Annotated in this window: 35 protein-coding genes; 32 read left to right on the top strand and 3 right to left on the bottom strand. The window is 60.2% G+C overall.

What is annotated here, in order from left to right; translation table 11 throughout:
* Positions 1 to 2: 2 nt before the first annotated feature.
* The 27 genes from rplB to dsbD all read left to right on the top strand — a co-directional run bounded on the left by rplB (position 3) and on the right by dsbD (position 14,872).
* A complete protein-coding gene (gene rplB, locus AB4Y32_RS28450) occupies positions 3 to 830 on the top strand; it encodes a 50S ribosomal protein L2 (protein WP_368724527.1) in 828 nt (275 codons plus the stop codon).
* 10 nt (positions 831 to 840) lie between these two features.
* Positions 841 to 1,116 carry a 30S ribosomal protein S19 gene (gene rpsS, locus AB4Y32_RS28445; protein ID WP_006998484.1) on the top strand — a complete coding sequence of 92 codons (276 nt, stop codon included), beginning with the start codon at positions 841 to 843 and terminating at the stop codon, positions 1,114 to 1,116.
* Positions 1,117 to 1,128: 12 nt separating this feature from the next.
* A complete protein-coding gene (rplV, locus tag AB4Y32_RS28440; RefSeq protein ID WP_007730533.1) occupies positions 1,129 to 1,458 on the top strand; it encodes a 50S ribosomal protein L22 in 330 nt (109 codons plus the stop codon).
* Positions 1,459 to 1,469: 11 nt separating this feature from the next.
* The gene (gene rpsC, locus AB4Y32_RS28435) at positions 1,470 to 2,264 is read left to right on the top strand and encodes a 30S ribosomal protein S3 (protein WP_087736413.1); all 795 of its coding nucleotides are present in this window, start codon (positions 1,470 to 1,472) and stop codon (positions 2,262 to 2,264) included.
* A 2-nt stretch (positions 2,265 to 2,266) separates the two neighbouring features.
* Positions 2,267 to 2,683 carry a 50S ribosomal protein L16 gene (rplP, locus tag AB4Y32_RS28430; protein ID WP_012402192.1) on the top strand — a complete coding sequence of 139 codons (417 nt, stop codon included), beginning with the start codon at positions 2,267 to 2,269 and terminating at the stop codon, positions 2,681 to 2,683.
* A gap of 10 nt (positions 2,684 to 2,693) precedes the next feature.
* Positions 2,694 to 2,888: a 50S ribosomal protein L29 gene (rpmC, locus tag AB4Y32_RS28425; RefSeq protein ID WP_007180130.1), complete on the top strand. Its 195-nt coding sequence runs from the start codon at positions 2,694 to 2,696 to the stop codon at positions 2,886 to 2,888.
* Positions 2,885 to 3,157 (top strand): 30S ribosomal protein S17, encoded by a 273-nt coding sequence (rpsQ, locus tag AB4Y32_RS28420; RefSeq protein WP_087736414.1) that lies wholly within the window; start codon positions 2,885 to 2,887, stop codon positions 3,155 to 3,157. Before rpmC ends, rpsQ begins: the two co-directional genes overlap by 4 nt.
* A 292-nt stretch (positions 3,158 to 3,449) precedes the next feature.
* Complete coding sequence (gene rplN / locus AB4Y32_RS28415) at positions 3,450 to 3,818, top strand: 50S ribosomal protein L14 (RefSeq protein WP_012402188.1); 369 nt, start codon at positions 3,450 to 3,452, stop codon at positions 3,816 to 3,818.
* 9 nt (positions 3,819 to 3,827) lie between these two features.
* The gene (rplX, locus tag AB4Y32_RS28410) at positions 3,828 to 4,136 is read left to right on the top strand and encodes a 50S ribosomal protein L24 (protein ID WP_368724526.1); all 309 of its coding nucleotides are present in this window, start codon (positions 3,828 to 3,830) and stop codon (positions 4,134 to 4,136) included.
* Between the two features lie 13 nt (positions 4,137 to 4,149).
* The gene (rplE, locus tag AB4Y32_RS28405) at positions 4,150 to 4,689 is read left to right on the top strand and encodes a 50S ribosomal protein L5 (protein ID WP_006052214.1); all 540 of its coding nucleotides are present in this window, start codon (positions 4,150 to 4,152) and stop codon (positions 4,687 to 4,689) included.
* Positions 4,690 to 4,696: 7 nt separating this feature from the next.
* Positions 4,697 to 5,002 (top strand): 30S ribosomal protein S14, encoded by a 306-nt coding sequence (gene rpsN, locus AB4Y32_RS28400; protein WP_087736416.1) that lies wholly within the window; start codon positions 4,697 to 4,699, stop codon positions 5,000 to 5,002.
* 14 nt (positions 5,003 to 5,016) lie between these two features.
* Positions 5,017 to 5,412 carry a 30S ribosomal protein S8 gene (gene rpsH, locus AB4Y32_RS28395; protein WP_087736417.1) on the top strand — a complete coding sequence of 132 codons (396 nt, stop codon included), beginning with the start codon at positions 5,017 to 5,019 and terminating at the stop codon, positions 5,410 to 5,412.
* A 19-nt stretch (positions 5,413 to 5,431) separates the two neighbouring features.
* Positions 5,432 to 5,962 carry a 50S ribosomal protein L6 gene (rplF, locus tag AB4Y32_RS28390; protein WP_087736418.1) on the top strand — a complete coding sequence of 177 codons (531 nt, stop codon included), beginning with the start codon at positions 5,432 to 5,434 and terminating at the stop codon, positions 5,960 to 5,962.
* Between the two features lie 12 nt (positions 5,963 to 5,974).
* The gene (gene rplR / locus AB4Y32_RS28385) at positions 5,975 to 6,340 is read left to right on the top strand and encodes a 50S ribosomal protein L18 (protein WP_087736419.1); all 366 of its coding nucleotides are present in this window, start codon (positions 5,975 to 5,977) and stop codon (positions 6,338 to 6,340) included.
* A 14-nt stretch (positions 6,341 to 6,354) separates the two neighbouring features.
* Entirely contained in the window at positions 6,355 to 6,873 is a 519-nt protein-coding gene (gene rpsE / locus AB4Y32_RS28380; protein ID WP_004197945.1) for a 30S ribosomal protein S5, read from the top strand.
* 10 nt (positions 6,874 to 6,883) lie between these two features.
* On the top strand, positions 6,884 to 7,066 hold the full coding sequence (rpmD, locus tag AB4Y32_RS28375; RefSeq protein ID WP_004202755.1) for a 50S ribosomal protein L30: 183 nt from the start codon (positions 6,884 to 6,886) through the stop codon (positions 7,064 to 7,066).
* Positions 7,067 to 7,096: 30 nt separating this feature from the next.
* Positions 7,097 to 7,531, top strand: coding sequence for a 50S ribosomal protein L15 (gene rplO, locus AB4Y32_RS28370; RefSeq protein WP_087736420.1), 435 nt, complete (start codon positions 7,097 to 7,099; stop codon positions 7,529 to 7,531).
* A gap of 46 nt (positions 7,532 to 7,577) precedes the next feature.
* Positions 7,578 to 8,924 (top strand): preprotein translocase subunit SecY, encoded by a 1,347-nt coding sequence (gene secY, locus AB4Y32_RS28365; protein WP_087736421.1) that lies wholly within the window; start codon positions 7,578 to 7,580, stop codon positions 8,922 to 8,924.
* 8 nt (positions 8,925 to 8,932) lie between these two features.
* Positions 8,933 to 9,151 carry a translation initiation factor IF-1 gene (infA, locus tag AB4Y32_RS28360; protein WP_004521905.1) on the top strand — a complete coding sequence of 73 codons (219 nt, stop codon included), beginning with the start codon at positions 8,933 to 8,935 and terminating at the stop codon, positions 9,149 to 9,151.
* Between the two features lie 20 nt (positions 9,152 to 9,171).
* Positions 9,172 to 9,288 carry a 50S ribosomal protein L36 gene (gene rpmJ, locus AB4Y32_RS28355; protein WP_004199844.1) on the top strand — a complete coding sequence of 39 codons (117 nt, stop codon included), beginning with the start codon at positions 9,172 to 9,174 and terminating at the stop codon, positions 9,286 to 9,288.
* Positions 9,289 to 9,329: 41 nt separating this feature from the next.
* Positions 9,330 to 9,695 carry a 30S ribosomal protein S13 gene (gene rpsM, locus AB4Y32_RS28350; RefSeq protein ID WP_087736422.1) on the top strand — a complete coding sequence of 122 codons (366 nt, stop codon included), beginning with the start codon at positions 9,330 to 9,332 and terminating at the stop codon, positions 9,693 to 9,695.
* Positions 9,696 to 9,723: 28 nt separating this feature from the next.
* Positions 9,724 to 10,128: a 30S ribosomal protein S11 gene (gene rpsK, locus AB4Y32_RS28345; RefSeq protein WP_006052224.1), complete on the top strand. Its 405-nt coding sequence runs from the start codon at positions 9,724 to 9,726 to the stop codon at positions 10,126 to 10,128.
* A 146-nt stretch (positions 10,129 to 10,274) separates the two neighbouring features.
* Positions 10,275 to 10,898 (top strand): 30S ribosomal protein S4, encoded by a 624-nt coding sequence (gene rpsD, locus AB4Y32_RS28340; protein ID WP_087736423.1) that lies wholly within the window; start codon positions 10,275 to 10,277, stop codon positions 10,896 to 10,898.
* Positions 10,899 to 11,022: 124 nt separating this feature from the next.
* The gene (locus AB4Y32_RS28335; protein ID WP_368724525.1) at positions 11,023 to 12,000 is read left to right on the top strand and encodes a DNA-directed RNA polymerase subunit alpha; all 978 of its coding nucleotides are present in this window, start codon (positions 11,023 to 11,025) and stop codon (positions 11,998 to 12,000) included.
* A gap of 134 nt (positions 12,001 to 12,134) precedes the next feature.
* Positions 12,135 to 12,530: a 50S ribosomal protein L17 gene (gene rplQ, locus AB4Y32_RS28330; RefSeq protein ID WP_007730705.1), complete on the top strand. Its 396-nt coding sequence runs from the start codon at positions 12,135 to 12,137 to the stop codon at positions 12,528 to 12,530.
* A 148-nt stretch (positions 12,531 to 12,678) separates the two neighbouring features.
* Positions 12,679 to 13,011 (top strand): divalent-cation tolerance protein CutA, encoded by a 333-nt coding sequence (gene cutA, locus AB4Y32_RS28325; protein ID WP_439899855.1) that lies wholly within the window; start codon positions 12,679 to 12,681, stop codon positions 13,009 to 13,011.
* On the top strand, positions 13,004 to 14,872 hold the full coding sequence (dsbD, locus tag AB4Y32_RS28320) for a protein-disulfide reductase DsbD (RefSeq protein WP_368724523.1): 1,869 nt from the start codon (positions 13,004 to 13,006) through the stop codon (positions 14,870 to 14,872). Before cutA ends, dsbD begins: the two co-directional genes overlap by 8 nt.
* A 176-nt stretch (positions 14,873 to 15,048) precedes the next feature.
* Here dsbD and hemB read toward each other — a convergent pair whose 3' ends face one another.
* Positions 15,049 to 16,047 (bottom strand): porphobilinogen synthase, encoded by a 999-nt coding sequence (gene hemB, locus AB4Y32_RS28315; RefSeq protein ID WP_368724522.1) that lies wholly within the window; start codon positions 16,045 to 16,047, stop codon positions 15,049 to 15,051.
* A gap of 241 nt (positions 16,048 to 16,288) precedes the next feature.
* Entirely contained in the window at positions 16,289 to 16,951 is a 663-nt protein-coding gene (gene yihA / locus AB4Y32_RS28310; RefSeq protein WP_368724521.1) for a ribosome biogenesis GTP-binding protein YihA/YsxC, read from the bottom strand.
* Positions 16,952 to 17,219: 268 nt separating this feature from the next.
* Here yihA and AB4Y32_RS28305 point away from each other — a divergent pair, with 268 nt between their 5' ends.
* From AB4Y32_RS28305 to ccsB, 3 genes are all read left to right on the top strand, one after another.
* Entirely contained in the window at positions 17,220 to 17,873 is a 654-nt protein-coding gene (locus tag AB4Y32_RS28305) for a cytochrome c (protein ID WP_368724543.1), read from the top strand.
* Between the two features lie 118 nt (positions 17,874 to 17,991).
* A complete protein-coding gene (locus AB4Y32_RS28300; RefSeq protein WP_368724520.1) occupies positions 17,992 to 20,232 on the top strand; it encodes a cytochrome c biogenesis protein ResB in 2,241 nt (746 codons plus the stop codon).
* A 4-nt stretch (positions 20,233 to 20,236) separates the two neighbouring features.
* Positions 20,237 to 21,457: a c-type cytochrome biogenesis protein CcsB gene (gene ccsB, locus AB4Y32_RS28295; RefSeq protein WP_368724519.1), complete on the top strand. Its 1,221-nt coding sequence runs from the start codon at positions 20,237 to 20,239 to the stop codon at positions 21,455 to 21,457.
* Positions 21,458 to 21,468: 11 nt separating this feature from the next.
* Here ccsB and AB4Y32_RS28290 read toward each other — a convergent pair whose 3' ends face one another.
* Entirely contained in the window at positions 21,469 to 21,642 is a 174-nt protein-coding gene (locus tag AB4Y32_RS28290) for a hypothetical protein (protein ID WP_368724518.1), read from the bottom strand.
* Between AB4Y32_RS28290 and msrP the strand changes: the two genes are divergently transcribed.
* Both msrP and msrQ read left to right on the top strand, forming a co-directional pair.
* Positions 21,641 to 22,636 (top strand): protein-methionine-sulfoxide reductase catalytic subunit MsrP, encoded by a 996-nt coding sequence (gene msrP / locus AB4Y32_RS28285; RefSeq protein ID WP_368724517.1) that lies wholly within the window; start codon positions 21,641 to 21,643, stop codon positions 22,634 to 22,636. The two genes, AB4Y32_RS28290 and msrP, sit on opposite strands and share 2 nt — an antisense overlap.
* Positions 22,636 to 23,364 (top strand): protein-methionine-sulfoxide reductase heme-binding subunit MsrQ, encoded by a 729-nt coding sequence (msrQ, locus tag AB4Y32_RS28280; protein WP_368724516.1) that lies wholly within the window; start codon positions 22,636 to 22,638, stop codon positions 23,362 to 23,364. The genes msrP and msrQ overlap by 1 nt, the downstream gene beginning before the upstream one ends.
* The last annotated feature ends 56 nt before the right edge of the window (positions 23,365 to 23,420 follow it).

The following is a 23,420-nucleotide window of genomic DNA, read 5'->3' as shown; positions in this document are numbered from 1 at the left end:
TCATGGCAATCGTGAAAGTTAAGCCGACTTCGCCGGGTCGCCGCGCGATGGTCAAGGTGGTCAACAAGGATCTGCACAAGGGTAAGCCGTACGCACCGCTGCTCGACACGCAGAGCTCGACCGCCGGCCGTAACAACAACGGCCACATCACCACGCGCCACAAGGGCGGTGGTCACAAGCATCACTATCGTATCGTCGACTTCCGTCGCACGAAGGATGGCATTCCCGCGAAGGTCGAGCGCCTCGAGTACGATCCGAACCGTAGCGCGAACATCGCGCTGGTCGTGTACGCAGACGGCGAGCGTCGTTACATCATCGCTCCGAAGGGCGTGACGGTTGGTCAGCAACTGATGTCGGGTTCGGAAGCTCCGATCCGCGCAGGCAACGCGCTGCCGATCCGCAACATCCCGGTCGGTACGACGATTCACTGCATCGAAATGCTGCCGGGCAAGGGCGCGCAAATGGCGCGTTCGGCTGGTACGTCGGCGATGCTGCTGGCTCGTGAAGGCACCTACGCGCAGGTTCGTCTGCGCTCGGGCGAAATCCGCCGCGTTCACATCGAATGCCGCGCGACGATCGGTGAAGTGGGCAACGAAGAGCATAGCCTCCGTCAAATCGGTAAGGCTGGCGCGAACCGCTGGCGCGGTATCCGCCCGACGGTGCGCGGCGTTGCAATGAACCCGGTCGATCACCCGCACGGTGGTGGTGAAGGCAAGACGGCTGCAGGTCGCGATCCGGTGAGCCCGTGGGGCACGCCGACGAAGGGCTATCGCACCCGTAGCAACAAGCGCACGACGAGCATGATCGTCCAGCGCCGTCACAAGCGTTAAGGAGTAGGCAATGGCACGTTCTATTAAAAAAGGTCCGTTCTGCGACGCCCATTTGCTGAAGAAAGTTGAGGCGGCTGCAGCTTCGCGCGACAAGAAGCCAATCAAGACCTGGTCGCGTCGCTCGACGATCCTGCCGGACTTCATCGGCCTGACGATCGCCGTTCACAACGGCCGTCAACACGTTCCGGTGTATGTCACGGAAAACATGGTCGGCCACAAGCTTGGCGAGTTCGCACTGACCCGTACGTTCAAGGGTCACGCGGCCGACAAGAAGGCCAAGAAATAAGGGGCAATCAAGATGGAAGTGAAAGCAATTCATCGCGGTGCCCGCATCTCGGCGCAGAAGACGCGCCTTGTGGCTGACCAGATCCGCGGTTTGCCGGTCGACAAGGCGCTGAACGTTCTGACGTTCTCGCCGAAGAAGGCGGCTGGCATCGTGAAGAAGGTCGTGCTGTCGGCGATCGCGAATGCGGAGCACAACGAAGGTGCTGATATCGACGAGCTCAAGATCACGAGCATCTATGTCGACAAGGCAGCGTCACTCAAGCGTTTCACCGCGCGCGCCAAGGGCCGCGGCAACCGCATTGAGAAGCAATCCTGTCACATCACTGTGACGGTCGGGAATTAAGGGGTCATACGATGGGACAGAAAATTCATCCGACTGGCTTCCGTTTGGCCGTCAGCCGCAATTGGGCTTCGCGTTGGTACGCGAACAACAACAATTTCGCGGCGATGTTGCAGGAAGACATCGGTGTTCGTGAATACCTGAAGAAGAAGCTGAAGAACGCGTCCGTCGGCCGCGTCGTGATCGAGCGTCCTGCAAAGAACGCGCGCATCACGATTTTCAGCTCGCGTCCGGGTGTTGTGATCGGCAAGAAGGGCGAAGACATCGAACTGTTGAAGTCGGAACTGCAGAAGCGCATGGGTGTTCCGGTTCACGTCAACATCGAAGAAATCCGCAAGCCGGAAACCGACGCGCAACTGATCGCCGATTCGATCACGCAACAGCTCGAGCGCCGGATCATGTTCCGCCGCGCGATGAAGCGGGCGATGCAAAACGCAATGCGTCTCGGTGCTCAGGGCATCAAGATCATGAGCGCGGGCCGTCTGAACGGTATCGAAATCGCTCGTACCGAGTGGTATCGCGAAGGCCGCGTGCCGCTGCACACGCTGCGTGCGGACATCGACTACGCGACCTCGGAAGCGAAGACGACGTACGGCATCATCGGCGTGAAGGTGTGGGTCTACAAGGGCGATACGCTCGGCCGCAATGACGCTCCGGTGGTGGAAGAAGTCGCCGAAGAAAAGCGTCCGCGCCGCAATGCACGTCCGGGTGACCGTCGCCCGCGTCGCGATGGTGAAGGTGCACCGGCAGGTGCTCGCCGTGGCGGCCCGCGCCGCGGCGGCGCCGGCGACGGTAAGACTGGAGAATAACGATGCTGCAACCGAAACGCAGGAAGTATCGCAAAGAGCAGAAGGGTCGTAACACTGGCGTCGCAACGCGTGGTAACGCGGTGTCGTTCGGTGAATACGGTCTGAAGGCTATCGGTCGCGGCCGCCTGACCGCGCGTCAGATTGAAGCAGCGCGTCGCGCAATGACGCGTCACATCAAGCGCGGCGGCCGCATCTGGATTCGCATTTTCCCGGACAAGCCGATCTCGCAAAAGCCGGCTGAAGTGCGTATGGGTAACGGTAAGGGTAACCCGGAGTACTACGTCGCCGAGATTCAACCGGGCAAGATGCTGTACGAAATGGACGGTGTGTCCGAAGAACTGGCGCGTGAAGCGTTCCGTCTGGCTGCAGCCAAGCTGCCGCTGAAGACGACGTTCATGGTTCGTCAGCTCGGCGCCTAAGGAGTGAATGATGAAGGCTTCCGAACTTCACCAGAAAGATCAGGCCGCGCTCAACAAAGAGCTGTCGGACCTGTTGAAGGCGCAATTCGGCCTGCGCATGCAACTCGCGACCCAGCAGCTCACGAATACGAGCCAGCTGAAGAAGGTTCGTCGCGACATCGCACGTGTGCGGACCGTCCTGACTGAGAAGGCGAACCAGAAATGAACGATAGCGTAAAAACCTCGCTCAAGCGGACGCTGGTCGGCAAGGTCGTCAGCAACAAGATGGACAAGACGGTTACCGTGCTGGTCGAGCACCGCGTGAAGCACCCGATCTACGGCAAGTATGTCGTACGTTCGAAGAAGTACCATGCTCACGATGAGGCGAACACCTACAACGAGGGCGACCTCGTTGAGATCCAGGAAACTCGTCCGATCTCGAAGACGAAGGCCTGGACGGTGTCGCGTCTGGTCGAAGCTGCTCGCGTCATCTAAAGCAGTTGAGCAACAGAAGTAGTTGAAATCGCAGTAGATTTCGCTTGCAAGACCGGGATTATTTGTTATAATCTCGGTCTTCCCTCTTTGTGGGAGCCCCATCGCGGGCGAAGTTGTAGGTGGGGGAAGCGATGTGAGCGTCAGTTCATGTCGGCAGATTCACCGGATTGCGATGGCGGGTTTCGTTTGCCGTCGCTGCTGTTCTAACCCAAGCAGCCGATTGGCTGACGGGACCAAGACTGACCGAATGCATCATGGTGGTGCAATCGGATTAAGTTGGGAAAGATAAACCATGATCCAGACCGAAACTCGGCTCGAAGTGGCCGACAACACGGGTGCGCGTGAAGTCATGTGCATCAAGGTGCTCGGCGGCTCGAAGCGTCGTTATGCCAACATTGGCGACATCATCAAGGTGAGCGTCAAAGAGGCAACGCCGCGCGGGCGCGTGAAGAAAGGCGAAATCTACAACGCCGTGGTGGTTCGCACCGCCAAGGGCGTTCGCCGTCAAGACGGCTCGCTGATCAAGTTCGACGGCAACGCCGCCGTGCTTTTGAATACCAAGCTCGAGCCTATCGGCACCCGCATCTTCGGGCCGGTCACGCGTGAGCTGCGCAGCGAACGCTTCATGAAGATCGTTTCGCTCGCGCCGGAAGTGCTGTAAGGAGCCGAGATGAACAAGATTCGCAAGGGTGACGAAGTCATCGTCATCACCGGCAAAGACAAGGGCAAGCGCGGCGTCGTGCTGGCTGTTGCTGACGACCGTGTGACCGTCGAAGGCCTCAATATCGCCAAGAAGCATGTGAAGCCGAACCCGATGAAGGGTACGACGGGCGGCGTGGAAGCGAAGACAATGCCGCTGCACATTTCGAACGTCGCGCTGGTCGACGCGAACGGCAAGCCGTCGCGTGTCGGCATCAGGGTCGAGGGAGACAAGAAGGTCCGTTTCCTGAAGACGACCGGTGCTGTGCTGAGCGCCTGACGCGGAGTAAAAAATGGCACGTTTGCAAGAATTTTATAAAGAGAAGGTTGTCCCCGGCCTGATCGAGAAGTTCGGTTACAAGTCCGTGATGGAAGTGCCGCGCATCACCAAGATCACCCTGAACATGGGTCTTGGCGAAGCCGTCGCCGACAAGAAGATCATCGAGAACGCCGTTGGCGATCTGACGAAGATCGCGGGCCAGAAGCCGGTGATCACGAAGGCACGCAAGGCAATCGCGGGCTTCAAGATCCGTCAGGGTTACCCGATCGGCGCAATGGTCACGCTGCGTGGCCAGGCAATGTACGAATTTCTCGATCGTTTCGTGACGGTTGCGCTCCCGCGTGTGCGTGACTTCCGTGGCGTGTCGGGCCGTGCATTCGACGGTCGTGGCAACTACAACATCGGTGTGAAAGAGCAGATCATTTTCCCCGAAATCGACTACGACAAAATCGACGCGCTGCGTGGGCTGAACATCAGCATCACGACGACTGCGAAGACTGACGACGAAGCAAAGGCACTGCTCGCCAGCTTCAAGTTCCCGTTCAGAAACTGAGGTTACCGTGGCTAAACTGGCACTGATCGAACGTGAAAAGAAGCGTGCGCGCCTGGCTGCCAAGTACGCTCCGAAGCGTGCTGCGCTGAAGGCAATCATCGACGACCAAAGCAAGTCGGAAGAAGAGCGTTATGCAGCTCGTCTCGAACTGCAGCAACTGCCGCGCAATTCGAACCCGACCCGTAAGCGCAATCGTTGCGCGATCACCGGTCGTCCGCGCGGCACGTTCCGCAAATTCGGGCTGGCGCGTAACAAGATTCGCGAAATCGCGTTCCGCGGCGAGATCCCTGGCCTGACCAAGGCGAGCTGGTAATAGGAGAAACATAAATGAGCATGAGTGATCCTATCGCCGATATGCTGACTCGCATCCGCAATGCGCAGATGGTCGAGAAGGTTTCGGTGACGATGCCCTCGTCGAAAGTCAAGGTTGCAATCGCGCAAGTCCTGAAGGATGAAGGCTATATCGACGATTTCGCAGTGAAGTCCGAAGGTGCGAAGTCGGAATTGAACATCGCGTTGAAGTACTACGCTGGCCGTCCGGTTATCGAGCGCCTCGAGCGCGTTTCGAAGCCTGGTCTGCGCGTGTACCGCGGCCGTAACGAAATCCCGCAGGTCATGAATGGCCTCGGCGTTGCGATCGTTTCGACGCCGAAGGGTGTGATGACCGATCGCAAGGCGCGCGCTACGGGCGTGGGCGGCGAAGTCATCTGCTACGTCGCTTAAAGCCGAAGGGAGAAGAAACATGTCTCGTGTAGGTAAAAGCCCGATCGCGCTGCAAGGCGCAGAAGTGGCCCTGAGCGACGAGCGCATTAGCGTCAAGGGCCCGCTGGGCACGATTACGCAAGCTGCAAATCGCCTGGTGAAGGTGGTGAACGACAACGGCACGCTGAAGTTCGAGCCGGTGGACGAGAGCCGCGAAGCAAATGCAATGTCGGGCACGATGCGCGCGCTGGTCGCGAACATGGTGCACGGCGTGACCAAGGGTTTCGAGCGCAAGCTGACGCTGGTTGGCGTCGGTTATCGTGCGCAAGCGCAAGGCGACAAGCTGAACCTGTCGCTGGGTTTCTCGCACCCGGTGGTGCACCAGATGCCGGAAGGCGTCAAGGCTGAAACCCCGTCGCAAACGGAAATCGTGATCAAGGGGATCGACAAGCAGAAAGTTGGCCAGGTCGCTGCAGAAGTGCGCGGCTATCGTCCGCCGGAGCCCTACAAGGGCAAGGGCGTGCGCTATGCCAACGAGGTTGTGATCCTCAAAGAAACGAAGAAGAAGTAAGGGTGCGCAATCATGGATAAGACTCAATCTCGCCTGCGCCGCGCTCGTCAGACGCGTCTCAAGATCGCTGAGCTGCAAGTCGCGCGTCTGGCCGTGCATCGCACGAACACGCACATCTATGCGCAAGTGTTCTCGCCGTGCGGCACCAAGGTGCTCGCCAGCGCATCGACGCTCGAAGCCGAAGTGCGTGCGCAGCTCGCCGACAAGTCGGGCAAGGGTGGCAACGTCGCCGCTGCAACCCTGATCGGCAAGCGCATCGCAGAAAAGGCTAAGGCTGCCGGCATCGAATCCGTCGCCTTTGACCGCTCGGGTTTCCGCTACCACGGCCGCGTGAAGGCGCTGGCTGATGCGGCGCGCGAAGCCGGGCTCAAGTTCTAAGGAAGGAATTCGTCATGGCAAAGATGCAAGCGAAAGTTCAGGCTGACGAACGCGACGACGGCCTTCGCGAAAAGATGATTTCGGTCAACCGCGTGACCAAGGTCGTGAAGGGTGGCCGTATTCTCGGTTTCGCCGCACTGACCGTGGTTGGCGACGGTGATGGCCGCGTCGGCATGGGCAAGGGCAAGGCAAAGGAAGTACCGGTTGCCGTTCAGAAGGCAATGGAGCAAGCCCGCCGCAACATGTTCAAGGTGCCGCTCAAGAACGGTACGCTGCAACACGAAGTGCACGGCAAGCACGGCGCGTCGACAGTTCTCCTCGCTCCGGCGAAGGACGGTACCGGCGTGATCGCTGGCGGCCCGATGCGCGCAGTGTTCGACGTGATGGGCGTGCAAAACGTTGTGGCCAAGAGCCACGGTTCGACGAACCCGTACAACCTCGTCCGTGCGACGCTGGACGGCCTGCGCAAGCAGTCGACTCCGGCTGACATCGCGGCGAAGCGTGGTAAGTCCGTCGAAGAAATTCTGGGCTAAGGTGGTCACCATGTCTGAAAAAACTGTCAAGGTTCAGCTCGTCAAGAGCCTGATTGGGACCCGCGAATCGCACCGCGCGACTGTGCGTGGTCTTGGCCTGCGCCGCCTGAACTCGGTTAGCGAGCTGCAGGACACGCCGGCTGTGCGCGGCATGATCAACAAGGTCTCGTACCTCGTTAAGGTCATCGGCTAAGCGGCCGTTCGGGCACTCAAGGAGTTGATAATGGAATTGAATAACCTGAAGCCGGCCGAAGGCGCGAAGCACGCAAAGCGTCGCGTTGGTCGCGGCATCGGCTCCGGCCTCGGCAAGACCGCTGGCCGTGGTCACAAGGGTCAGAAGTCGCGTTCGGGTGGCTTCCACAAGGTCGGCTTCGAAGGCGGTCAAATGCCGCTGCAACGCCGTCTACCGAAGCGTGGCTTTACGTCGCTGACGAAGGAATTCGTCGGTGAAGTGCGCCTTGGCGACCTGGAAAAGCTGCCGGTCGACGAAATCGATCTGTTGGCACTGAAGCAAGCCGGTCTGATTGGCGAGATGATGACGAGCGCCAAGATCATCGCGACGGGCGAGCTGAAGCGCAAGATCGTCGTGAAAGGTCTGTCTGCGACGAAGGGCGCGCGCGCTGCGATCGAAGCAGCTGGCGGGTCTTTCGCCGAGTAACGTGCAAGTCGATTGCCGTCACTAGCATTTGCATCGGAGAAGGTACTTGGCTAACAGCCCGAGTCTCGCAAAACCCGGTCGAAGCGCGGCGAAGTTTGGCGACCTGCGCCGGCGTGCAGTGTTCCTGCTGCTGGCGCTGGTCGTCTACCGTATTGGCGCGCACATTCCGGTGCCGGGCATTGACCCGGACCAACTGGCAAAGCTGTTTCAAAGCCAGTCGGGCGGCATCCTTGGCATGTTCAACATGTTCTCGGGTGGCGCACTTTCGCGGTTCACGATTTTTGCGCTTGGGATCATGCCGTATATCTCGGCGTCGATCATCATGCAGTTGCTGGCGATTGTCTCGCCGCAACTCGAAGCGCTGAAGAAGGAAGGGCAGGCAGGACAACGGAAGATCACACAGTACACGCGTGTCTTCACGGTGGTTCTGGCGACGTTCCAGGCTTTCGGCATCGCTGTCGCGCTGGAGAATCAGCCCGCGCTGGTGATCGATCCTGGCATGGTCTTCCGGCTGACGACGGTTGTGACGCTCGTGACCGGCACGATGTTCCTGATGTGGCTCGGTGAGCAAATCACGGAACGTGGTCTGGGCAACGGCATTTCGATCATTATTTTCGGCGGCATCGCGGCGGGTTTCCCGAATGCGATCGGTGGTCTCTTCGAACTGGTTCGTACCGGATCGATGAGCATCATCTCGGCGATTATCGTGGTCGCGCTGATTGCAGCTGTGACGTATCTGGTGGTGTTCATCGAACGCGGCCAGCGCAAGATTCTTGTGAACTACGCGAAGCGGCAAGTCGGCAACAAGATTTACGGCGGACAGTCGTCGCATCTGCCGTTGAAGTTGAACATGTCGGGCGTGATTCCGCCGATCTTCGCGTCGTCGATCATCCTGTTCCCGGCAACCATCCTGAACTGGTTCAGTTCCGGATCGCGGACCGGCTGGTTCGCAGACACGCTGCACAATGTGGCCGAAGCGATCAAGCCCGGTCAGCCGGTGTACGTGTTGCTGTACGCGTTGGCGATCGTGTTCTTCTGCTTCTTCTACACCGCGCTGGTGTTCAACAGCAGAGAGACGGCCGACAACCTGAAAAAGAGTGGGGCATTCGTCCCGGGTATTCGTCCGGGAGACCAGACGGCGCGCTATATCGACCGCATCCTGACGCGTCTGACGTTGGCCGGCGCGATCTACATCGTGTTCGTTTGCTTGCTGCCGGAATTTCTGGTGCTGCGCTGGAATGTGCCGTTTTATTTTGGTGGAACGTCGCTGCTGATCATTGTCGTCGTCACAATGGACTTCATGGCGCAGGTGCAGTCGTACGTTATGTCGCAACAGTATGAATCGCTGCTGAAGAAAGCCAATTTCAAAGGCGGCGGCGTCCCGATGCGTTAAAAGGACTTATGGCCAAAGACGATGTAATCCAGATGCAGGGTGAAGTAATCGAAAACCTGCCAAACGCCACCTTCAGGGTGAAGCTGGAAAACGGCCATGTCGTATTGGGACACATATCCGGCAAGATGCGGATGCACTACATCCGTATTCTGCCGGGCGACAAGGTGACGGTTGAATTGACGCCTTACGATCTGTCGCGTGCGCGGATCGTGTTCCGGGCGAAGTGATTTGAAAAAAGGGTAATATCATGAAAGTGATGGCATCGGTTAAGCGCATTTGCCGCAATTGCAAGATCATCAAGCGCAAGGGCGTCGTTCGCGTGATTTGCAGCTCTGATCCGCGCCACAAGCAGCGTCAAGGCTGAACGCCGCGCTTTTGTTTGCGCTTTTTGTTTGAGGAAAAACAATGGCTCGTATCGCAGGGGTTAACATCCCGAACCACCAGCATACCGAAATCGGCCTGACGGCAATTTACGGTATCGGTCGCACGCGCTCGCGCAACATTTGCGTTGCTGCTGGTGTGGAATTTTCGAAGAAGGTTAAGGACCTGACCGACGCAGACCTCGAAAAGCTGCGTGAAGAAGTCGGCAAGTTCATCGTTGAAGGCGATCTGCGTCGTGAAACGACGATGAACATCAAGCGCCTGATGGATCTCGGTTGCTACCGTGGCGTGCGCCATCGTAAGGGCTTGCCCCTGCGCGGCCAGCGCACGCGTACGAATGCGCGTACGCGCAAGGGTCCGCGTCGTGCAGCGCAAGCGCTGAAGAAGTAAGCGAGACTGACAGTTACAGGAAAACGTAATGGCTAAGGCTTCGAACAACTCCGCGGCGCAACGCGTTCGCAAGAAGGTCAAGAAGAACGTCGCCGAGGGCGTGGTTCACGTTCACGCGTCGTTCAACAACACCATCATCACGATCACCGACCGTCAAGGCAATGCACTGGCTTGGGCAACGTCGGGTGGTCAGGGCTTCAAGGGCTCGCGTAAGTCGACTCCGTTTGCAGCTCAGGTGGCCGCTGAATCGGCTGGCCGCGTGGCGATGGAATACGGCGTGAAGAACCTCGAAGTGCGGATCAAGGGCCCAGGCCCTGGCCGCGAGTCCGCGGTGCGCGCGCTGCATGGTCTTGGCATCAAGATCACCGCGATCTCCGACGTGACGCCGGTTCCGCACAACGGCTGCCGTCCGCCGAAGCGTCGTCGTATCTAAGACGCTTGCTCCGCTTGCGCCTGTTGCCGCTAAAGGCGGTAGCAGGCTGCTTGCGTTATTGAATTGACTAAGCCCACCGTTCGACCCAAAGGGTTCGGACTAGCGTGAATGAATGTTCACGTGATCAATCACAGAAGGAATGCAAAGTGGCACGCTATATCGGCCCTAAAGCCAAGCTGTCTCGCCGTGAAGGCACCGATCTCTTCCTGAAGAGCGCCCGTCGTTCGCTCGCTGACAAGTGCAAGCTTGACAGCAAGCCGGGTCAACATGGCCGCACCTCGGGCGCACGTACGTCCGACTACGGCACGCAGTTGCGCGAAAAGCAAAAAGTGAAGCGCATCTACGGCGTGCTCGAGCGCCAATTCCGCCGTTATTTCGCTGAAGCCGACCGCCGCAAGGGCAACACGGGTGAAACCCTGCTGCAACTGCTCGAGTCGCGTCTGGACAACGTCGTGTATCGCATGGGCTTCGGCTCGACGCGCGCAGAAGCACGTCAGCTCGTGAGCCACAAGGCAATCACGGTGAACGGCGTCGTCGCGAATATCCCGTCGCTGCAAGTGAAGGCTGGCGACGTGATCTCCGTGCGCGAACAGGCCAAGAAGCAGGCTCGTATTCTCGAAGCGCTGTCGCTCGCCGAACAGGGCGGCCTGCCGAGCTGGGTTGCTGTCGATTCGAAGAAGTTCGAAGGTACGTTCAAGCAAATGCCGGAACGCAGCGATATCGCTGGCGATATCAACGAAAGCCTGATCGTCGAATTGTATTCGCGGTAATCGGATTAACGGCCGAGGTTCCCGGATTGCGTTAGGCAAGGGGGCGCCTCGGCTGTTTATTTTCAGGTTGTTACCGGTCAGCCTTATCGGTGTAACGAGCCGAGGGTATTGAAAAGGAAAACCTATGCAAACCAGTTTGTTGAAGCCCAAGATCATCGCAGTTGAATCGCTTGGCGAAAGCCACGCGAAAGTGGTCATGGAACCGTTTGAACGCGGTTATGGCCACACCTTGGGTAACGCGCTTCGCCGCGTGTTGCTGTCGTCGATGGTTGGCTACGCGCCGACAGAAGTGACGATTGCAGGCGTCGTGCATGAATACTCGACGCTCGACGGTGTGCAAGAGGACGTGGTCAACCTGTTGTTGAACCTGAAGGGCGTGGTGTTCAAGCTGCATAACCGTGACGAAGTGACGGTTACGCTGCGCAAGGAAGGTGAAGGCGTTGTTACCGCTGGCGATATCGAACTCGCCCACGACTGCGAAGTGATGAATCCGGATCACGTGGTCGCGCACCTGTCGAAGGGCGGCAAGCTCGACGTGCAGATCAAGGTCGAAAAAGGCCGTGGCTACGTGCCGGGCAACGTACGTCGCTACGGCGAAGAATCGGCCAAGATCATTGGCCGCATCGTGCTCGACGCGTCGTTCTCGCCGGTTCGCCGTGTGAGCTATGCCGTGGAAAGCGCGCGTGTCGAACAGCGTACCGACCTCGACAAGCTCGTGATGAACATCGAAACGAACGGCGTTATCTCGCCGGAAGAAGCGATCCGTCAATCGGCGCGTATTCTGGTCGATCAGCTGTCGGTGTTCGCAGCACTGGAAGGCACGGAAGCCGCGGCAGAAGCACCGTCGCGCGCACCGCAGATCGATCCGATCCTGCTGCGCCCGGTCGATGATCTCGAATTGACGGTTCGCTCGGCGAACTGCCTGAAGGCCGAGAACATCTACTACATCGGCGACCTGATCCAGCGCACCGAGAACGAGTTGCTGAAGACGCCGAATCTGGGCCGCAAGTCGCTGAACGAGATCAAGGAAGTGCTCGCTTCGCGCGGCCTGACGCTCGGCATGAAACTCGAAAACTGGCCGCCGGCTGGTCTCGACAAGTAAGTCACGTAGCATCAACTGGCCAGGACGCGGATTTTCCTTTAAAATCCGCGTCTTGCCTTTTTCACTACCGGCCCGTGCTTTCCACGGAAAGCGATAGAAGAGCTGGACCAAAACTTTGAATCAAGGAAACTGAAATGCGTCACCGTCATGGTCTGCGGAAACTGAACCGCACGAGCAGCCACCGTCTGGCAATGCTCCGTAACATGTCCAACTCGCTGATCGAGCACGAAGTCATCAAGACCACGCTGCCGAAGGCGAAGGAACTCCGTAAAGTCGTCGAGCCGTTGATCACGCTCGGCAAGAAGCCGTCGCTGGCAAACCGTCGTCTGGCGTTCAACCGCCTGCGCGATCGTGACTCGGTCACGAAGCTGTTCGACGTGCTGGGCCCGCGCTTCGCGAACCGTCCGGGCGGCTACCTGCGCATCCTGAAGTTCGGTTTCCGCGTCGGCGACAACGCACCGATGGCACTGGTCGAACTGCTGGACCGTCCGGAAGTCGAGGAAGTCGAGAACGTTGCAGAAGCTGAATAAGCGTTCTGAAGACTGCTAAAAAGCCAGGCGAAAGCTTGGCTTTTTGTTTTTGGGCGTGCGTATGGCCTATGCCATTTGGCCGTCAGCGAGGTCTCCGGACAAGGTGATACGATAGCGTCACCCTGTTTCGAAAGCGCTGGAGCGGTCGGTGAACGTGAATGTGAGTTTGGTGTTGACGACCGTGCCGGACGTCGCGACGGCGCAAAAACTGGCTCAGGACGCACTTTCCGCCCGTCTCGCCGCGTGTGTGACGCAGCTGGGGAGCGTCCACTCGACCTATCACTGGCAGGGCAAGATCGAATCCGCGGATGAGTTCCAGTTGCTGTTCAAGACGAGCGTCGCCCGGGCGTTCGAACTCGAGCAGTTCATTCAGGCTCAGCATCCGTATCAGACGCCCGAAATTCTCTCCTGGCAGGTCACGGCTTCGGCCGCATACGGCCAATGGGTGAACACCGAAACGCGACGCCCGATCCATGTTTAACAGCTTCTCCTGCCGCTGGCGCGATACCGCGCGATACCGCACGCCCTTCCTCGTTCTTGTCGCTGGCATTCTGCTGCTCTCACTCTTCAGAGTGAGCGGCGCGCATGCTGACGACTTCCTTGACCCCGCCGTTGCCTTCAGATTCAGCGCGTCTGAACAGCCGGGCGAAGTGCTTGTTCACTACAAGATCGCCGATGGTTACTACATGTACCGTGAGCGATTTGCTTTTGCGACGCGCAACGGCACGGTCACGATCGGCGACCCGCAATTGCCCGCGGGCCATGTGAAGTTCGACCAGACCTTCGCGAAGAATGTCGAAACCTATCGCGGCGAACTGACGATCCGCGTGCCCGTGAAACAGGCAAGCGGACCGTTCGATCTTGCCGTGACGTCGCAAGGTTGTGCCGACGCGGGCATCTGCTATCCGCCGATGGAGCGCGTTTATCACGTGACGGGCACCGCCTTGCACGCGGCCGCGGCGGGCGTCATCGACGACGGAAAAAATGTCCAGGGCACGCAGAGTGGCGCGTCGTGGTACGAACGCGCGACGAGCGCGGACTACGCGCAATCGTTGCTGCAAGGTGGGGGCTTCTTCGCAATCGTCGGATTGTATTTCGTCGCTGGCGTGGTGCTGAGCCTCCTCCCATGCTCGTATCCGATGATCCCGATCCTGTCCGCGATCATCATCGGCGAAGGTCCGCGCGTGACGCGGGGTCGAGGATTCGCGTTGTCGCTTGCCTATGTCATCGGCATGGCGCTCGTTTATACCGTGCTCGGCATTTCGGCCGCGCTCGTCGGGCAAAGCCTCGGTGCCTGGCTTCAGAATCCGTGGGTGCTCGGCGCGTTCGCGCTCGTGCTGACAGTGTTCGCTCTCACGCTGATCGCGGGCGTCGATATCGTGTTGCCGCAGCGCTGGCAGAGCGGAATCTCGAAGGCATCGGAAGGACGGTCGGGCGGAAAGTTCGCTGCTGTCGCCGTGATGGGCGCGCTGTCGGCGCTGGTGGTGGGCGCGTGCATGACAGCGCCGCTTTTTGCCGTGCTGGCGTTCATTGCCCACACGGGCAACGCCGTTCTGGGCGCTGCGGCCCTGTTTTCGATGGGCATCGGGCTCGGTGTCCCGCTGCTGATCATCGGGCTCGGCGCGGGTACCTTGCTGCCGCGCGCGGGCGCGTGGATGGGCAGCGTGAAGGTCTTTTTCGGTGTCGTGCTGCTGGCGGCAGCGCTGTGGATCGTATGGCCGGTTCTTGGCGCGACTGCGCAAATGTTGTTGGCTGCGCTGTGGCTGCTGATCGCCGCGGCCGGTTTGGGGCTCTTTTCGCCGCATGCGGGAGCAAGGTCGATTTGGGGCGGGCTCGGCCGCGGAATCGGCGCGGCGTTGGCGATCTGGGCGGCAACAGTACTCGTCGGGCTCTCGGCGGGATCGACGAACCCGCTCCAGCCGCTGGCCGTGCTTGCCAGCCGCACGCCGAATACGCCCTCTACAGCGGCGCCTCAGGGCGATCTGGCGTTTGCGCCTGTGAGATCATCGGGGCAGCTCGACGAAGCCGTCAAAACGGCTGCACAGCCCGCTATGCTCGATTTCTATGCGGACTGGTGCGTCAGCTGCAAGGAAATGGAGAAGCTCACCTTCAGCGATCCACGCGTTCAGGCCAAGCTCAAGCAAATGAATTTGCTGCGGGCCGACGTTACGGCGAATAACGCTGACGATCAGGCGCTGCTCAAGCGCTTCAACCTGTTCGGACCTCCGGGCATCATATTTTTCGACCGGGGCGGCAGAGAGGTCTTGCGCGTGGTCGGTTACGAATCAGCGGACAAATTCCTGAGAAGTCTTGACCGGGTGATCGCGGCGCCTCAAACCTGAGGCGGCAGCGTTAGGCGGGTGTTAGCCGGTTTCGCGCTCTCCACACACGCAAAATCCAAGCGAATCAGTCATACCTGCGATTCTTAAAAAGACTCGCAACAAAAAAACGGAGGTACCCACAAGGGAACCTCCGCTTTTTCAATGCACAGCGCTACCACGTAGCGTAGCGCGTTCGCTTACCTCTGCGCCCGCAACACGCGCGCAGCATCGAGCGCGAAGTACGTCAGGACGCCGTCCGCGCCTGCGCGCTTGAACGCTAGCAGCGACTCCATCATCACCTTGTCGTGATCCAGCCAGCCGGTTTGCGCGGCCGCCTTCAGCATCGCGTATTCGCCGCTCACCTGGTAGACATAGGTCGGGAAGCGGAACTCGTCCTTCACGCGACGCACGATGTCCAGATACGGCATGCCTGGCTTGACCATCACCATATCCGCGCCTTCGTCGATGTCCGCGCGCACTTCTCGCAGTGCTTCGTCCGAGTTCGCGGGATCGAGCTGATACGTCATCTTGTTGCCCTTACCGAGGTTCGCAGCGGAACCCACGGCGTCGCGGAACGGGCCGTAGAACGCCGACGCGAACTTCGCCGAGTACGCCATGATCCGCGTGTGGATGTGGCCCTCGCTCTCCAGCATCTCGCGGATCGAGCCGATGCGGCCGTCCATCATGTCGGACGGAGCGACGATGTCGACGCCTGCCTGTGCCTGCGCCTTTGCCTGTTCGACGAGAATTTCGACGGTTTCGTCGTTGATCACGTAGCCGCTCTCGTCGAGCACGCCGTCCTGGCCATGGCTGGTATAGGGGTCGAGCGCGACGTCTGTCAGCACGCCCAGTTCGGGAAAGCGCTTTTTCAGTTCACGCACGGCGCGCGGAATCAGGCCTGCTTCATTGGTCGCCTCGCGTCCGTCGGGCGTCTTCAGCGACGGCTCGATCACCGGAAACAGCGACAGCACGGGCACGCCCAACTCGAGGCATTGCTCGGCGACGCCCATCAGCAAATCGACGGACACGCGCTCGACGCCCGGCATCGACGGAACGGCCTGACGCACATTCGCGCCTTCGAGGATGAAGACGGGATAGATCAGATCGTTGGTGGTCAGAATGTTTTCGCGCATCATGCGGCGCGAGAATTCGTCGCGGCGCATGCGGCGCGGACGGTGGTGCGGATAGAAGCTCATGTGGTGTGTCGTGTCTGCAGAAGTCGAGAACGCTGGCTGTTCCCCGCCAGAAACTTTTCGAGACAATGGTATATCATACCGATCGAGCAAGGCGCCTAGCGCTGACCTCCCCGCTTCTCCTCCCTGAGCGGGTGCCTGTCGTTTTTCGATTAGGCTGTTTAACCCGCCGTCAACTAGCGGCGGGTTTTTTTATGGGCGATCGAAAAACGCTGCCGCGCGTACTGCGACGGCCATCCAAGCCTTATTCAGCCGACGCGGATTCGTCGGCATCGCCTGCCACATCGGGCGCGACCCAGCTTTCGATCAGTTCATGCGCCTCATCGAGGCCAGTCCGCTTGAGCGCGGAAAAGAGTTGCGCGGTCAATTCGCCCCGATAGCCGGCCGCGCGGTATTCATCCAGCCCTTTCTTCGTCGCACGCAGCGCGTTGATGCCCTCCTGGCGGGTCAATTTGTCGCACTTGGTGAGCAATGTGTGAATCGGCTTGCCCGTCGGCGCGAACCACTCGATCATTCGCCGGTCCAGTTCCGTGAGCGGGCGGCGCGAATCCATCATCAGGATCATGCCGCGAAGTTGCGAGCGCGTCTGCAGATAGGTCGACAGCAGCTGCTCCCAGTGTGCCTTCGCCGCGCCTGGCACTTCGGCGTAGCCATAGCCCGGCAAATCGACGAGATTCGCGACAGGCTCGCCGGCTGGGCCCACCGAAAAAAAGTTGATGTGCTGTGTCCGTCCCGGCGTCTTACTGGCGAACGCGAGACGCTTCTGATTGCAGAGGATGTTGATGGCCGTCGACTTCCCCGCATTCGACCGCCCCGCGAACGCGATCTCCGGCTGCGGCGAAGGGGGCAGGTCGCGCAAGTGATTGACGGTCGTAAAAAAGCGGGCTTGGTGGAGCAGGAAAGACATGGAAAAGACCGGAAGGACGGGTAAATGGACGTCAAGCGGACGTCCAGCGAACATCGACGGACGTGATGAAATGCCGTTCAACGGCGGTGCAGCCCCGCTGCGAAGGCCGGAAAGGCCCGACTGGCGCCAGCGCGATAAGCGAGTTATTGTACAATACGATGGTTTACTGAAAACCTATGAGGCCGTTGCGCGGGCCTCTGCGGCTGGATCAGCCGCTGTCGTATTTTGCAGAACCTCTAATTCCCACAAGACGAAACAGGGTGTGCGAATGAATCGACTGGGCAAGTTTCTGGTGGTGCTTCACACAGCAGCAGGTCTTTCAGGTTTCGCAGTACAGGCAAGAGCAGCAGATCAGGCAAAGCCGGATTTGAATCGGGGGCAGGCAATCGCAGCGCAGGTATGCGCTTCGTGTCACGGGGCCGATGGCAACAGCGCTGGCGGTGCGTATCCGAAGCTCGCGGGCCAGCATCCCGAGTATCTCGTCAAGCAGCTCAAGGATTTCAAAACGCAACCCGGCGCGAAGCAGCCCGCCCGCAACAATGCGATCATGGCGGGTATGGTGGCAGCGTTGTCCGATCAGGACATGGCGAACGTGGCGGCATATTTCTCGTCGCAGGCACCGAAGCCGGGCTACGCACACAACAAGGACACAGTGCCCTTAGGGCAAAAGATCTATCGCGGTGGCATAGCCGACAAAGGCGTGCCGGCGTGCGCAAGCTGTCACGGGCCGACGGGCCAGGGGATTCCGTCGCAGTATCCGCGGCTGTCGGGGCAATGGGCTGAATACACGGTGACGCAGTTGACCGCGTTCACCCAAGGCTCGGGCTCGCGCAACAACAACGACGCGATGCACGCCATCGCGTCGCGTTTGTCGGACAGCGAGATCAAGGCTGTTGCCGATTACGTCGCGGGCTTGCACTAAGAGTCCGTACGAAAGCGAAGCCGGCCGTAAAGAGGCCGGCAAGAAAACAAGAAAAGGGTGAGGGAATCGCATTAAGCGATATCCCTGCACCCTTTTTTGCTGTTGAGTCGGAGTTTGAATGAGCGTCACCACGTCGGGTTGGGAGTTGAAGTCGCGGCCGCGCTTCGTGCGCACGTCCGTCGAATTGCTGAGTTCGATGCGCTTCGCGATCGCGTTGCTCGTGATCCTGTCGATCGCAAGCATCATCGGCACCGTGCTCACGCAGGACGACCCGTATCCGAACTACGTCAACCAGTTCGGCCCGTTCTGGGCCGACATCTTCCGGTCGCTGAGCCTCTACAACGTGTACAGCGCGTGGTGGTTCATGCTGATCCTCGGTTTTCTCGTCGTGTCGATCTCGCTGTGCGTGATCCGCAATGCGCCGAAGATGATCGCAGACACGAAGAGCTGGAAAGACAAGGTCCGCGAAGGCAGCCTGCGCGCGTTTCATCACAAGGGCGAGTACGCCGTCCCGGGCACGACCCGCGCGCAGGCTGCGGCGACGCTCGGCAAGCTGTCCGCGAGACTCGGCTACAAGTACGTGACGCGCGAATCGGAAGGCGCGACGCTGATCGCCGCGAAGCGCGGTGCGCTGACCAAGCTCGGCTACATCTCCGCGCACCTTGCGATCGTCATCATCTGTATCGGCGGTCTGCTCGACAGCAATCTGCCCATCAAGCTGCAAATGTGGCTCTTCGACAAGACGCCGATCCGCAGCAACACCGTCATCAACGAAATTCCGCCCGAGCATCGCCTGTCGCAGGGCAACCCGACATTTCGCGGCTACGCGTGGGTGCCCGAGGGGCAGCATGTGTCGACGGCGATCCTGAACCAGCAGGACGGCTCGCTGATCCAGGACCTGCCGTTCTCGATCGAGCTGAAGAAGTTCATCGTCGACTACTACTCGACGGGCATGCCCAAGCTCTTCGCAAGCGACATCGTCGTGATCGACCACAAGACGGGCGCGCGCATACCGGCGCGCGTCGAGGTGAACAAGCCATTCGAATACGACGGCGTGTCGATCTACCAGTCGAGCTTCCAGGACGGCGGCTCGCAGATGCAGATGACGGCGTATCCGATGACGGGCGGCAGCAGCAAGACCGAGCCCTTCAACGGCGAGATCGGCGGCTCGAAAGTGCTGAGTGCGTCGATGCCGGGCACGGACGGCCAGACCGTCGAGTTCGCCGACTTCCGCGCGATTAACGTCGAGAACATCTCGAACGGCAATGGCCAGAACGATGCACGCGGTGTGACTGCGCATCAGTCGCTGAAGGAGGCCTTCGACGAGCGTCTCGGCTCCGGCGCGAAGACGTCGAAGCCGGTCGATCTGCATAACGTCGGCCCGTCGGTGCAGTACAAGGTGCGCAACAAGGACGGCCAGGCGCGCGAGTACAACAACTACATGTTGCCCGTCGATGTCGGCAGCGAGCGCGTGTTCCTTGCCGGCATGCGCACGAATCCGGACGATCCGTTCCGCTATCTGCGCATTCCCGCCGACACAGCCGGCACGGTCAACGAATGGATGAAACTGCGCGCCGCGCTCGAAGACCCGGCCATCCGCGCGCAGGCGGCGCGCCAGTTCGCGCAGCGCTCGGTGCAGTCGAACGCAGACCTGCAGCAGCATCTGGAAGAAAGCGCGTCGCGCGTGCTGACGCTTTTCGCTGGCGCCGATCCTGCGATCGGCAAGGCGCCCGATGGTCAGACGATTGGTGGCTTCCAGGCGATTGCGGCGTTCATCGATCGTTCCGTCCCCAAGGGAGAGCAGGAGAAGGCGGCAGGACTCTTGCTTCGGATGCTGGAAGGCGCGACGTGGGACGTATGGCAGATCGCGCGGCGGCAGGCGGGAGAAGGCCCGGCGACGGCGGACGCGAGCACGAGCCGCTTTATCCAGACCTCGATTAATGCGCTATCCGACAGCTTTCTGTACGGTTCGCCCGTGTTTTTGCAGCTTGACTCGTTCAAGCAGGTGCAAGCTTCGGTATTTCAGTTGACGCGCGCACCTGGCAAAAAAGTCGTGTATCTTGGCAGCCTGCTACTCGTGTTAGGCATCTTTTCGATGTTCTACGTCCGCGAACGGCGCCTGTGGTTCTGGCTCAAGGAGGCGGATCGCGGCGTGAGCGTCGTGATGGCGATGTCGACGGCACGCAGGACATTCGATTTCGAGAAGGAATTTGCCCAAACCCGCGACGCAGTCGGCGCGGCGCTCGGTACTAAGCCGCTCCTCGATGCCAATGCCGACGCCGATGCCGCCCACGAGGCAAAGGGCGCCGCCCGTGCAGCGGATGCGGCGTCCACAGATTCACCCGATTCGACCCGGTAAGAACATGGACTTGACCCAGGTTTCTTCTTCCTCGCGCGCCGATACGTCGGCTCGTTCGGCCACGCATCTGCACGCGCAATTGCCGGGTGAACCGGCGCTGCTGGACGACCGTCCGTTCCTGAAGCGCCTCGGCGCGTTCGACTGGCTATTCGCCCTGGCGATGGTCGCGGGAGCCGGGTTCGCGCTGTCGCGCTACCACGAGTACATGAATTACTACGACAAGCTGGTGCTGGTTTGCTCGGTGCCTGCTTTCGTCATGCTCGGCTGGCGCTGGAAGCCCGCGCGCCTGCTGATGGCGTGCATCGCCGTGCTCTCGCTGTTCGCAATCCAGTTGTACGGCGGCGATCTGACCCGCGCCGATCACGCGTTCTTCCTCAAGTATTTCCTGTCGAGCCAGTCGGCGATTCTGTGGATGAGCGCGCTGTTCGTGCTCGCCACGCTGTTCTACTGGATCGGCGTGCTGTCGCGCTCGCCGTCGGGCGCGGCGATCGGTTCGAAGATGACGTGGGTTGCCGTGCTGATGGGCTTCGTCGGCTTGATGGTGCGCTGGTACGAGTCGTATCTGATCGGCTCGGACGTCGGTCATATCCCCATCTCAAACCTCTACGAAGTGTTCGTGCTGTTCAGTTTAATTACAGCATTGTTCTACCTGTACTACGAGCAACACTACAACACACGCTCGCTCGGCGCGTTCGTGCTGCTGGTGATCAGCGCGGCCGTCGGCTTCCTGATGTGGTACTCGATCGCGCGAGACGCGCAGCAGATCCAACCGCTCGTCCCCGCGCTGCAAAGCTGGTGGATGAAGATCCACGTGCCGGCGAACTTCATCGGCTACGGCAGCTTCGCGCTGTCGGCGATGGTCGGCGTCGCGTATCTGATGAAAGAGCGCGGCGTACTGGCGGACCGTCTGCCGACGCTCGACGTGCTCGACGACGTCATGTACAAGTCAATCGCCGTCGGCTTCGCGTTCTTCACGATCGCGACGATCCTCGGCGCGCTGTGGGCCGCCGAAGCGTGGGGCGGCTACTGGAGCTGGGACCCGAAGGAAACGTGGGCGCTGATCGTGTGGCTGAACTACGCGGCCTGGCTGCACATGCGTCTGATGAAGGGCCTGCGCGGCGCGGCGGCTGCATGGTGGGCGCTGACGGGCCTGCTGGTGACGAGCTTTGCGTTCCTCGGCGTGAACATGTTCCTGTCGGGGCTGCATAGCTACGGCAAGTTGTAAGAACGGCAGGATCAAGACACCGAAAACCGCCGCGTGCGCCGCACCGGCGGTTTTTTTATGCCGATATGGAAGGATTGCGCGCCGCGTGTGTTAACAAGAACGGTGGCCGCAATGAGCGGGTCGAATGACAAGCGGGTCGAGCAAATATCGTCCGGGCGAGAACGCCCGGCAAGGAGTTTCAGCATGTGGATCAAGCGGAGCGAACGGAGCCGTCTCTATGGCGACGACATCGCGCGCAGCGAAATCACGCCGCAGCGCGTGTTCGAGAATCGCCGGCGGATCTTGCAGGCAGCGGGCGCGGCGGCGCTCGGCGGCCTGATCGGCGTGCACGGCGAGGCGTTTGCCGAGTATTCGTCGTCCGATGCGAAGGCGCAGAAGCTCGGCGCGAAAACCAATCCGAAGTTCGTCGTCACCGACAAGGTCACGCCGTTCAAGGACATCACCACGTACAACAACTACTACGAGTTCGGCACCGACAAGAGCGACCCGTCGCATAACGCGGGGACCCTGCGGCCGCATCCGTGGAAGGTAAGCGTGGAAGGCGAGGTGAAGAATGCGAAGGTCTACGACATCGACGAGCTGCTGAAGCTCGCGCCGCTCGAGGAGCGCGTGTACCGGTTGCGCTGCGTCGAAGGCTGGTCGATGGTGATTCCGTGGATCGGCATTCCGTTGTCGGAAGTGATCCGGCGCGCGCAGCCGACCGCGAACGCAAAGTACGTGCAGTTCATCACGCTAGGCGATCCGTCGCAGATGCCGGGCCTGTCCGAGCCGATTCTCGATTGGCCTTACTCCGAAGGCCTGCGGATGGACGAAGCGATGAATCCGCTCACGCTGCTTACGATGGGCGTGTACGGCCAGGTGCTGCCGAACCAGAACGGCGCGCCCGTACGCGTCGTCGTGCCGTGGAAGTACGGCTTCAAAAGCGCGAAGTCGCTGGTCAAGATCCGCTTCGTCGACAAGCAGCCGCCGACGAGCTGGAACACCTACGCGCCGAATGAATACGGCTTCTATTCGAACGTGAACCCGAATGTCGACCATCCGCGCTGGAGCCAGGCGACCGAGCGGCGCATCGGTGAGGACGGGTTCTTCACGCCGAAGCGCAAGACGCTGATCTTCAACGGCTATGGCGATCTGGTCGCGTCGATGTATCAGGGCATGGACCTGAAGAAGAACTTCTGATGGCGACGCGCATGGGACCCGAGACGACAACCGCCGTGACCGCAAGCAGTGGCGCGCGGACGGCGAGCGCTTCGAAACACGCGGCGCCTGCGCACAAGGCAACAACCTCTGCCGGCGCTGGCCGCTGGCTCGTGCCGGCGAAGATCGCCGTGTTCGTCGCGGCGCTGTGTCCGTTTGCGCGCATCGTGCTGTTCGGTTTCACCGACCAGTTGGGCGCAAATCCGATCGAGTTCATCACGCGCTCGACGGGATTGTGGACGCTGGTGTTCATCTGCATCACGCTCGCCGTGACGCCGCTGCGCAAGCTCACCGGCTGGAACGCGCTGCTGCGCTTTCGCCGGATGGTGGGGCTCTACGCCTTCTTCTACGCCGCGCTGCACTTCACGACGTATTTCTGGTTCGACAAGTGGTTCGATCTCGCCGAGATCGTGAAGGACATCGGCAAGCGGCCGTTCATCACGGTCGGCTTCGCGGCGTTCGTGCTGCTGATTCCGCTCGCCGTCACGTCGCCGAAAGCGATGGTGCGCAAGCTCGGTCGACGCTGGCAGACACTGCATCGCGCGATCTATCTGGTCGCGGGCCTCGCAATCCTGCATTTCTGGTGGATGAAAGCGGGCAAGCACGATCTGATCTTGCCGAAGATTTATGGGGCTGTCGTGATTGCGTTGCTCGGCTGGCGCCTGCTGGCGTGGGCACGCGACAGAATCAGGCAACGAGCGAGAAGCTAGCTCTTCGTGTGAAGCTGGAGAGGGCAACAAAAAAGGCGATGCGTTTTGTGCGCATC

The sequence above is a fragment of the Paraburkholderia phymatum genome (genome assembly GCF_040965635.1).
GTDB classification, from domain to species: domain Bacteria; phylum Pseudomonadota; class Gammaproteobacteria; order Burkholderiales; family Burkholderiaceae; genus Paraburkholderia; species Paraburkholderia phymatum_B.
The sequence above is the reverse complement of the archived record's forward strand: the minus strand, read 5'-3'. Positions and strand labels throughout refer to the sequence as shown.

Excerpts from the sequence above, each read along its gene's own strand:
- rplX (WP_368724526.1), top strand. The coding sequence starts at position 3,828 with ATGAACAAGATTCGCAAGGGTGACGAAGTCATCGTCATCACCGGCAAA.
- rpsS (WP_006998484.1), top strand. The coding sequence starts at position 841 with ATGGCACGTTCTATTAAAAAAGGTCCGTTCTGCGACGCCCATTTGCTG.
- msrQ (WP_368724516.1), top strand. The coding sequence starts at position 22,636 with ATGGCGACGCGCATGGGACCCGAGACGACAACCGCCGTGACCGCAAGC.
- rplO (WP_087736420.1), top strand. The coding sequence starts at position 7,097 with ATGGAATTGAATAACCTGAAGCCGGCCGAAGGCGCGAAGCACGCAAAG.
- rplB (WP_368724527.1), top strand. The coding sequence starts at position 3 with ATGGCAATCGTGAAAGTTAAGCCGACTTCGCCGGGTCGCCGCGCGATG.
- AB4Y32_RS28300 (WP_368724520.1), top strand. The coding sequence starts at position 17,992 with ATGAGCGTCACCACGTCGGGTTGGGAGTTGAAGTCGCGGCCGCGCTTC.
- ccsB (WP_368724519.1), top strand. The coding sequence starts at position 20,237 with ATGGACTTGACCCAGGTTTCTTCTTCCTCGCGCGCCGATACGTCGGCT.
- rplE (WP_006052214.1), top strand. The coding sequence starts at position 4,150 with ATGGCACGTTTGCAAGAATTTTATAAAGAGAAGGTTGTCCCCGGCCTG.
- yihA (WP_368724521.1), bottom strand. The coding sequence starts at position 16,951 with ATGTCTTTCCTGCTCCACCAAGCCCGCTTTTTTACGACCGTCAATCAC.
- infA (WP_004521905.1), top strand. The coding sequence starts at position 8,933 with ATGGCCAAAGACGATGTAATCCAGATGCAGGGTGAAGTAATCGAAAAC.
- rpsK (WP_006052224.1), top strand. The coding sequence starts at position 9,724 with ATGGCTAAGGCTTCGAACAACTCCGCGGCGCAACGCGTTCGCAAGAAG.
- rpsE (WP_004197945.1), top strand. The coding sequence starts at position 6,355 with ATGGCAAAGATGCAAGCGAAAGTTCAGGCTGACGAACGCGACGACGGC.
- rpsQ (WP_087736414.1), top strand. The coding sequence starts at position 2,885 with ATGAACGATAGCGTAAAAACCTCGCTCAAGCGGACGCTGGTCGGCAAG.
- rplN (WP_012402188.1), top strand. The coding sequence starts at position 3,450 with ATGATCCAGACCGAAACTCGGCTCGAAGTGGCCGACAACACGGGTGCG.
- rpmJ (WP_004199844.1), top strand. The coding sequence starts at position 9,172 with ATGAAAGTGATGGCATCGGTTAAGCGCATTTGCCGCAATTGCAAGATC.
- rplQ (WP_007730705.1), top strand. The coding sequence starts at position 12,135 with ATGCGTCACCGTCATGGTCTGCGGAAACTGAACCGCACGAGCAGCCAC.
- rplV (WP_007730533.1), top strand. The coding sequence starts at position 1,129 with ATGGAAGTGAAAGCAATTCATCGCGGTGCCCGCATCTCGGCGCAGAAG.
- rplF (WP_087736418.1), top strand. The coding sequence starts at position 5,432 with ATGTCTCGTGTAGGTAAAAGCCCGATCGCGCTGCAAGGCGCAGAAGTG.
- rpsH (WP_087736417.1), top strand. The coding sequence starts at position 5,017 with ATGAGCATGAGTGATCCTATCGCCGATATGCTGACTCGCATCCGCAAT.
- rpmD (WP_004202755.1), top strand. The coding sequence starts at position 6,884 with ATGTCTGAAAAAACTGTCAAGGTTCAGCTCGTCAAGAGCCTGATTGGG.
- hemB (WP_368724522.1), bottom strand. The coding sequence starts at position 16,047 with ATGAGCTTCTATCCGCACCACCGTCCGCGCCGCATGCGCCGCGACGAA.
- AB4Y32_RS28335 (WP_368724525.1), top strand. The coding sequence starts at position 11,023 with ATGCAAACCAGTTTGTTGAAGCCCAAGATCATCGCAGTTGAATCGCTT.
- AB4Y32_RS28305 (WP_368724543.1), top strand. The coding sequence starts at position 17,220 with ATGAATCGACTGGGCAAGTTTCTGGTGGTGCTTCACACAGCAGCAGGT.
- rpsC (WP_087736413.1), top strand. The coding sequence starts at position 1,470 with ATGGGACAGAAAATTCATCCGACTGGCTTCCGTTTGGCCGTCAGCCGC.
- msrP (WP_368724517.1), top strand. The coding sequence starts at position 21,641 with ATGTGGATCAAGCGGAGCGAACGGAGCCGTCTCTATGGCGACGACATC.
- AB4Y32_RS28290 (WP_368724518.1), bottom strand. The coding sequence starts at position 21,642 with ATGCTGAAACTCCTTGCCGGGCGTTCTCGCCCGGACGATATTTGCTCG.
- rplP (WP_012402192.1), top strand. The coding sequence starts at position 2,267 with ATGCTGCAACCGAAACGCAGGAAGTATCGCAAAGAGCAGAAGGGTCGT.
- rpmC (WP_007180130.1), top strand. The coding sequence starts at position 2,694 with ATGAAGGCTTCCGAACTTCACCAGAAAGATCAGGCCGCGCTCAACAAA.
- dsbD (WP_368724523.1), top strand. The coding sequence starts at position 13,004 with ATGTTTAACAGCTTCTCCTGCCGCTGGCGCGATACCGCGCGATACCGC.
- rpsM (WP_087736422.1), top strand. The coding sequence starts at position 9,330 with ATGGCTCGTATCGCAGGGGTTAACATCCCGAACCACCAGCATACCGAA.
- rplR (WP_087736419.1), top strand. The coding sequence starts at position 5,975 with ATGGATAAGACTCAATCTCGCCTGCGCCGCGCTCGTCAGACGCGTCTC.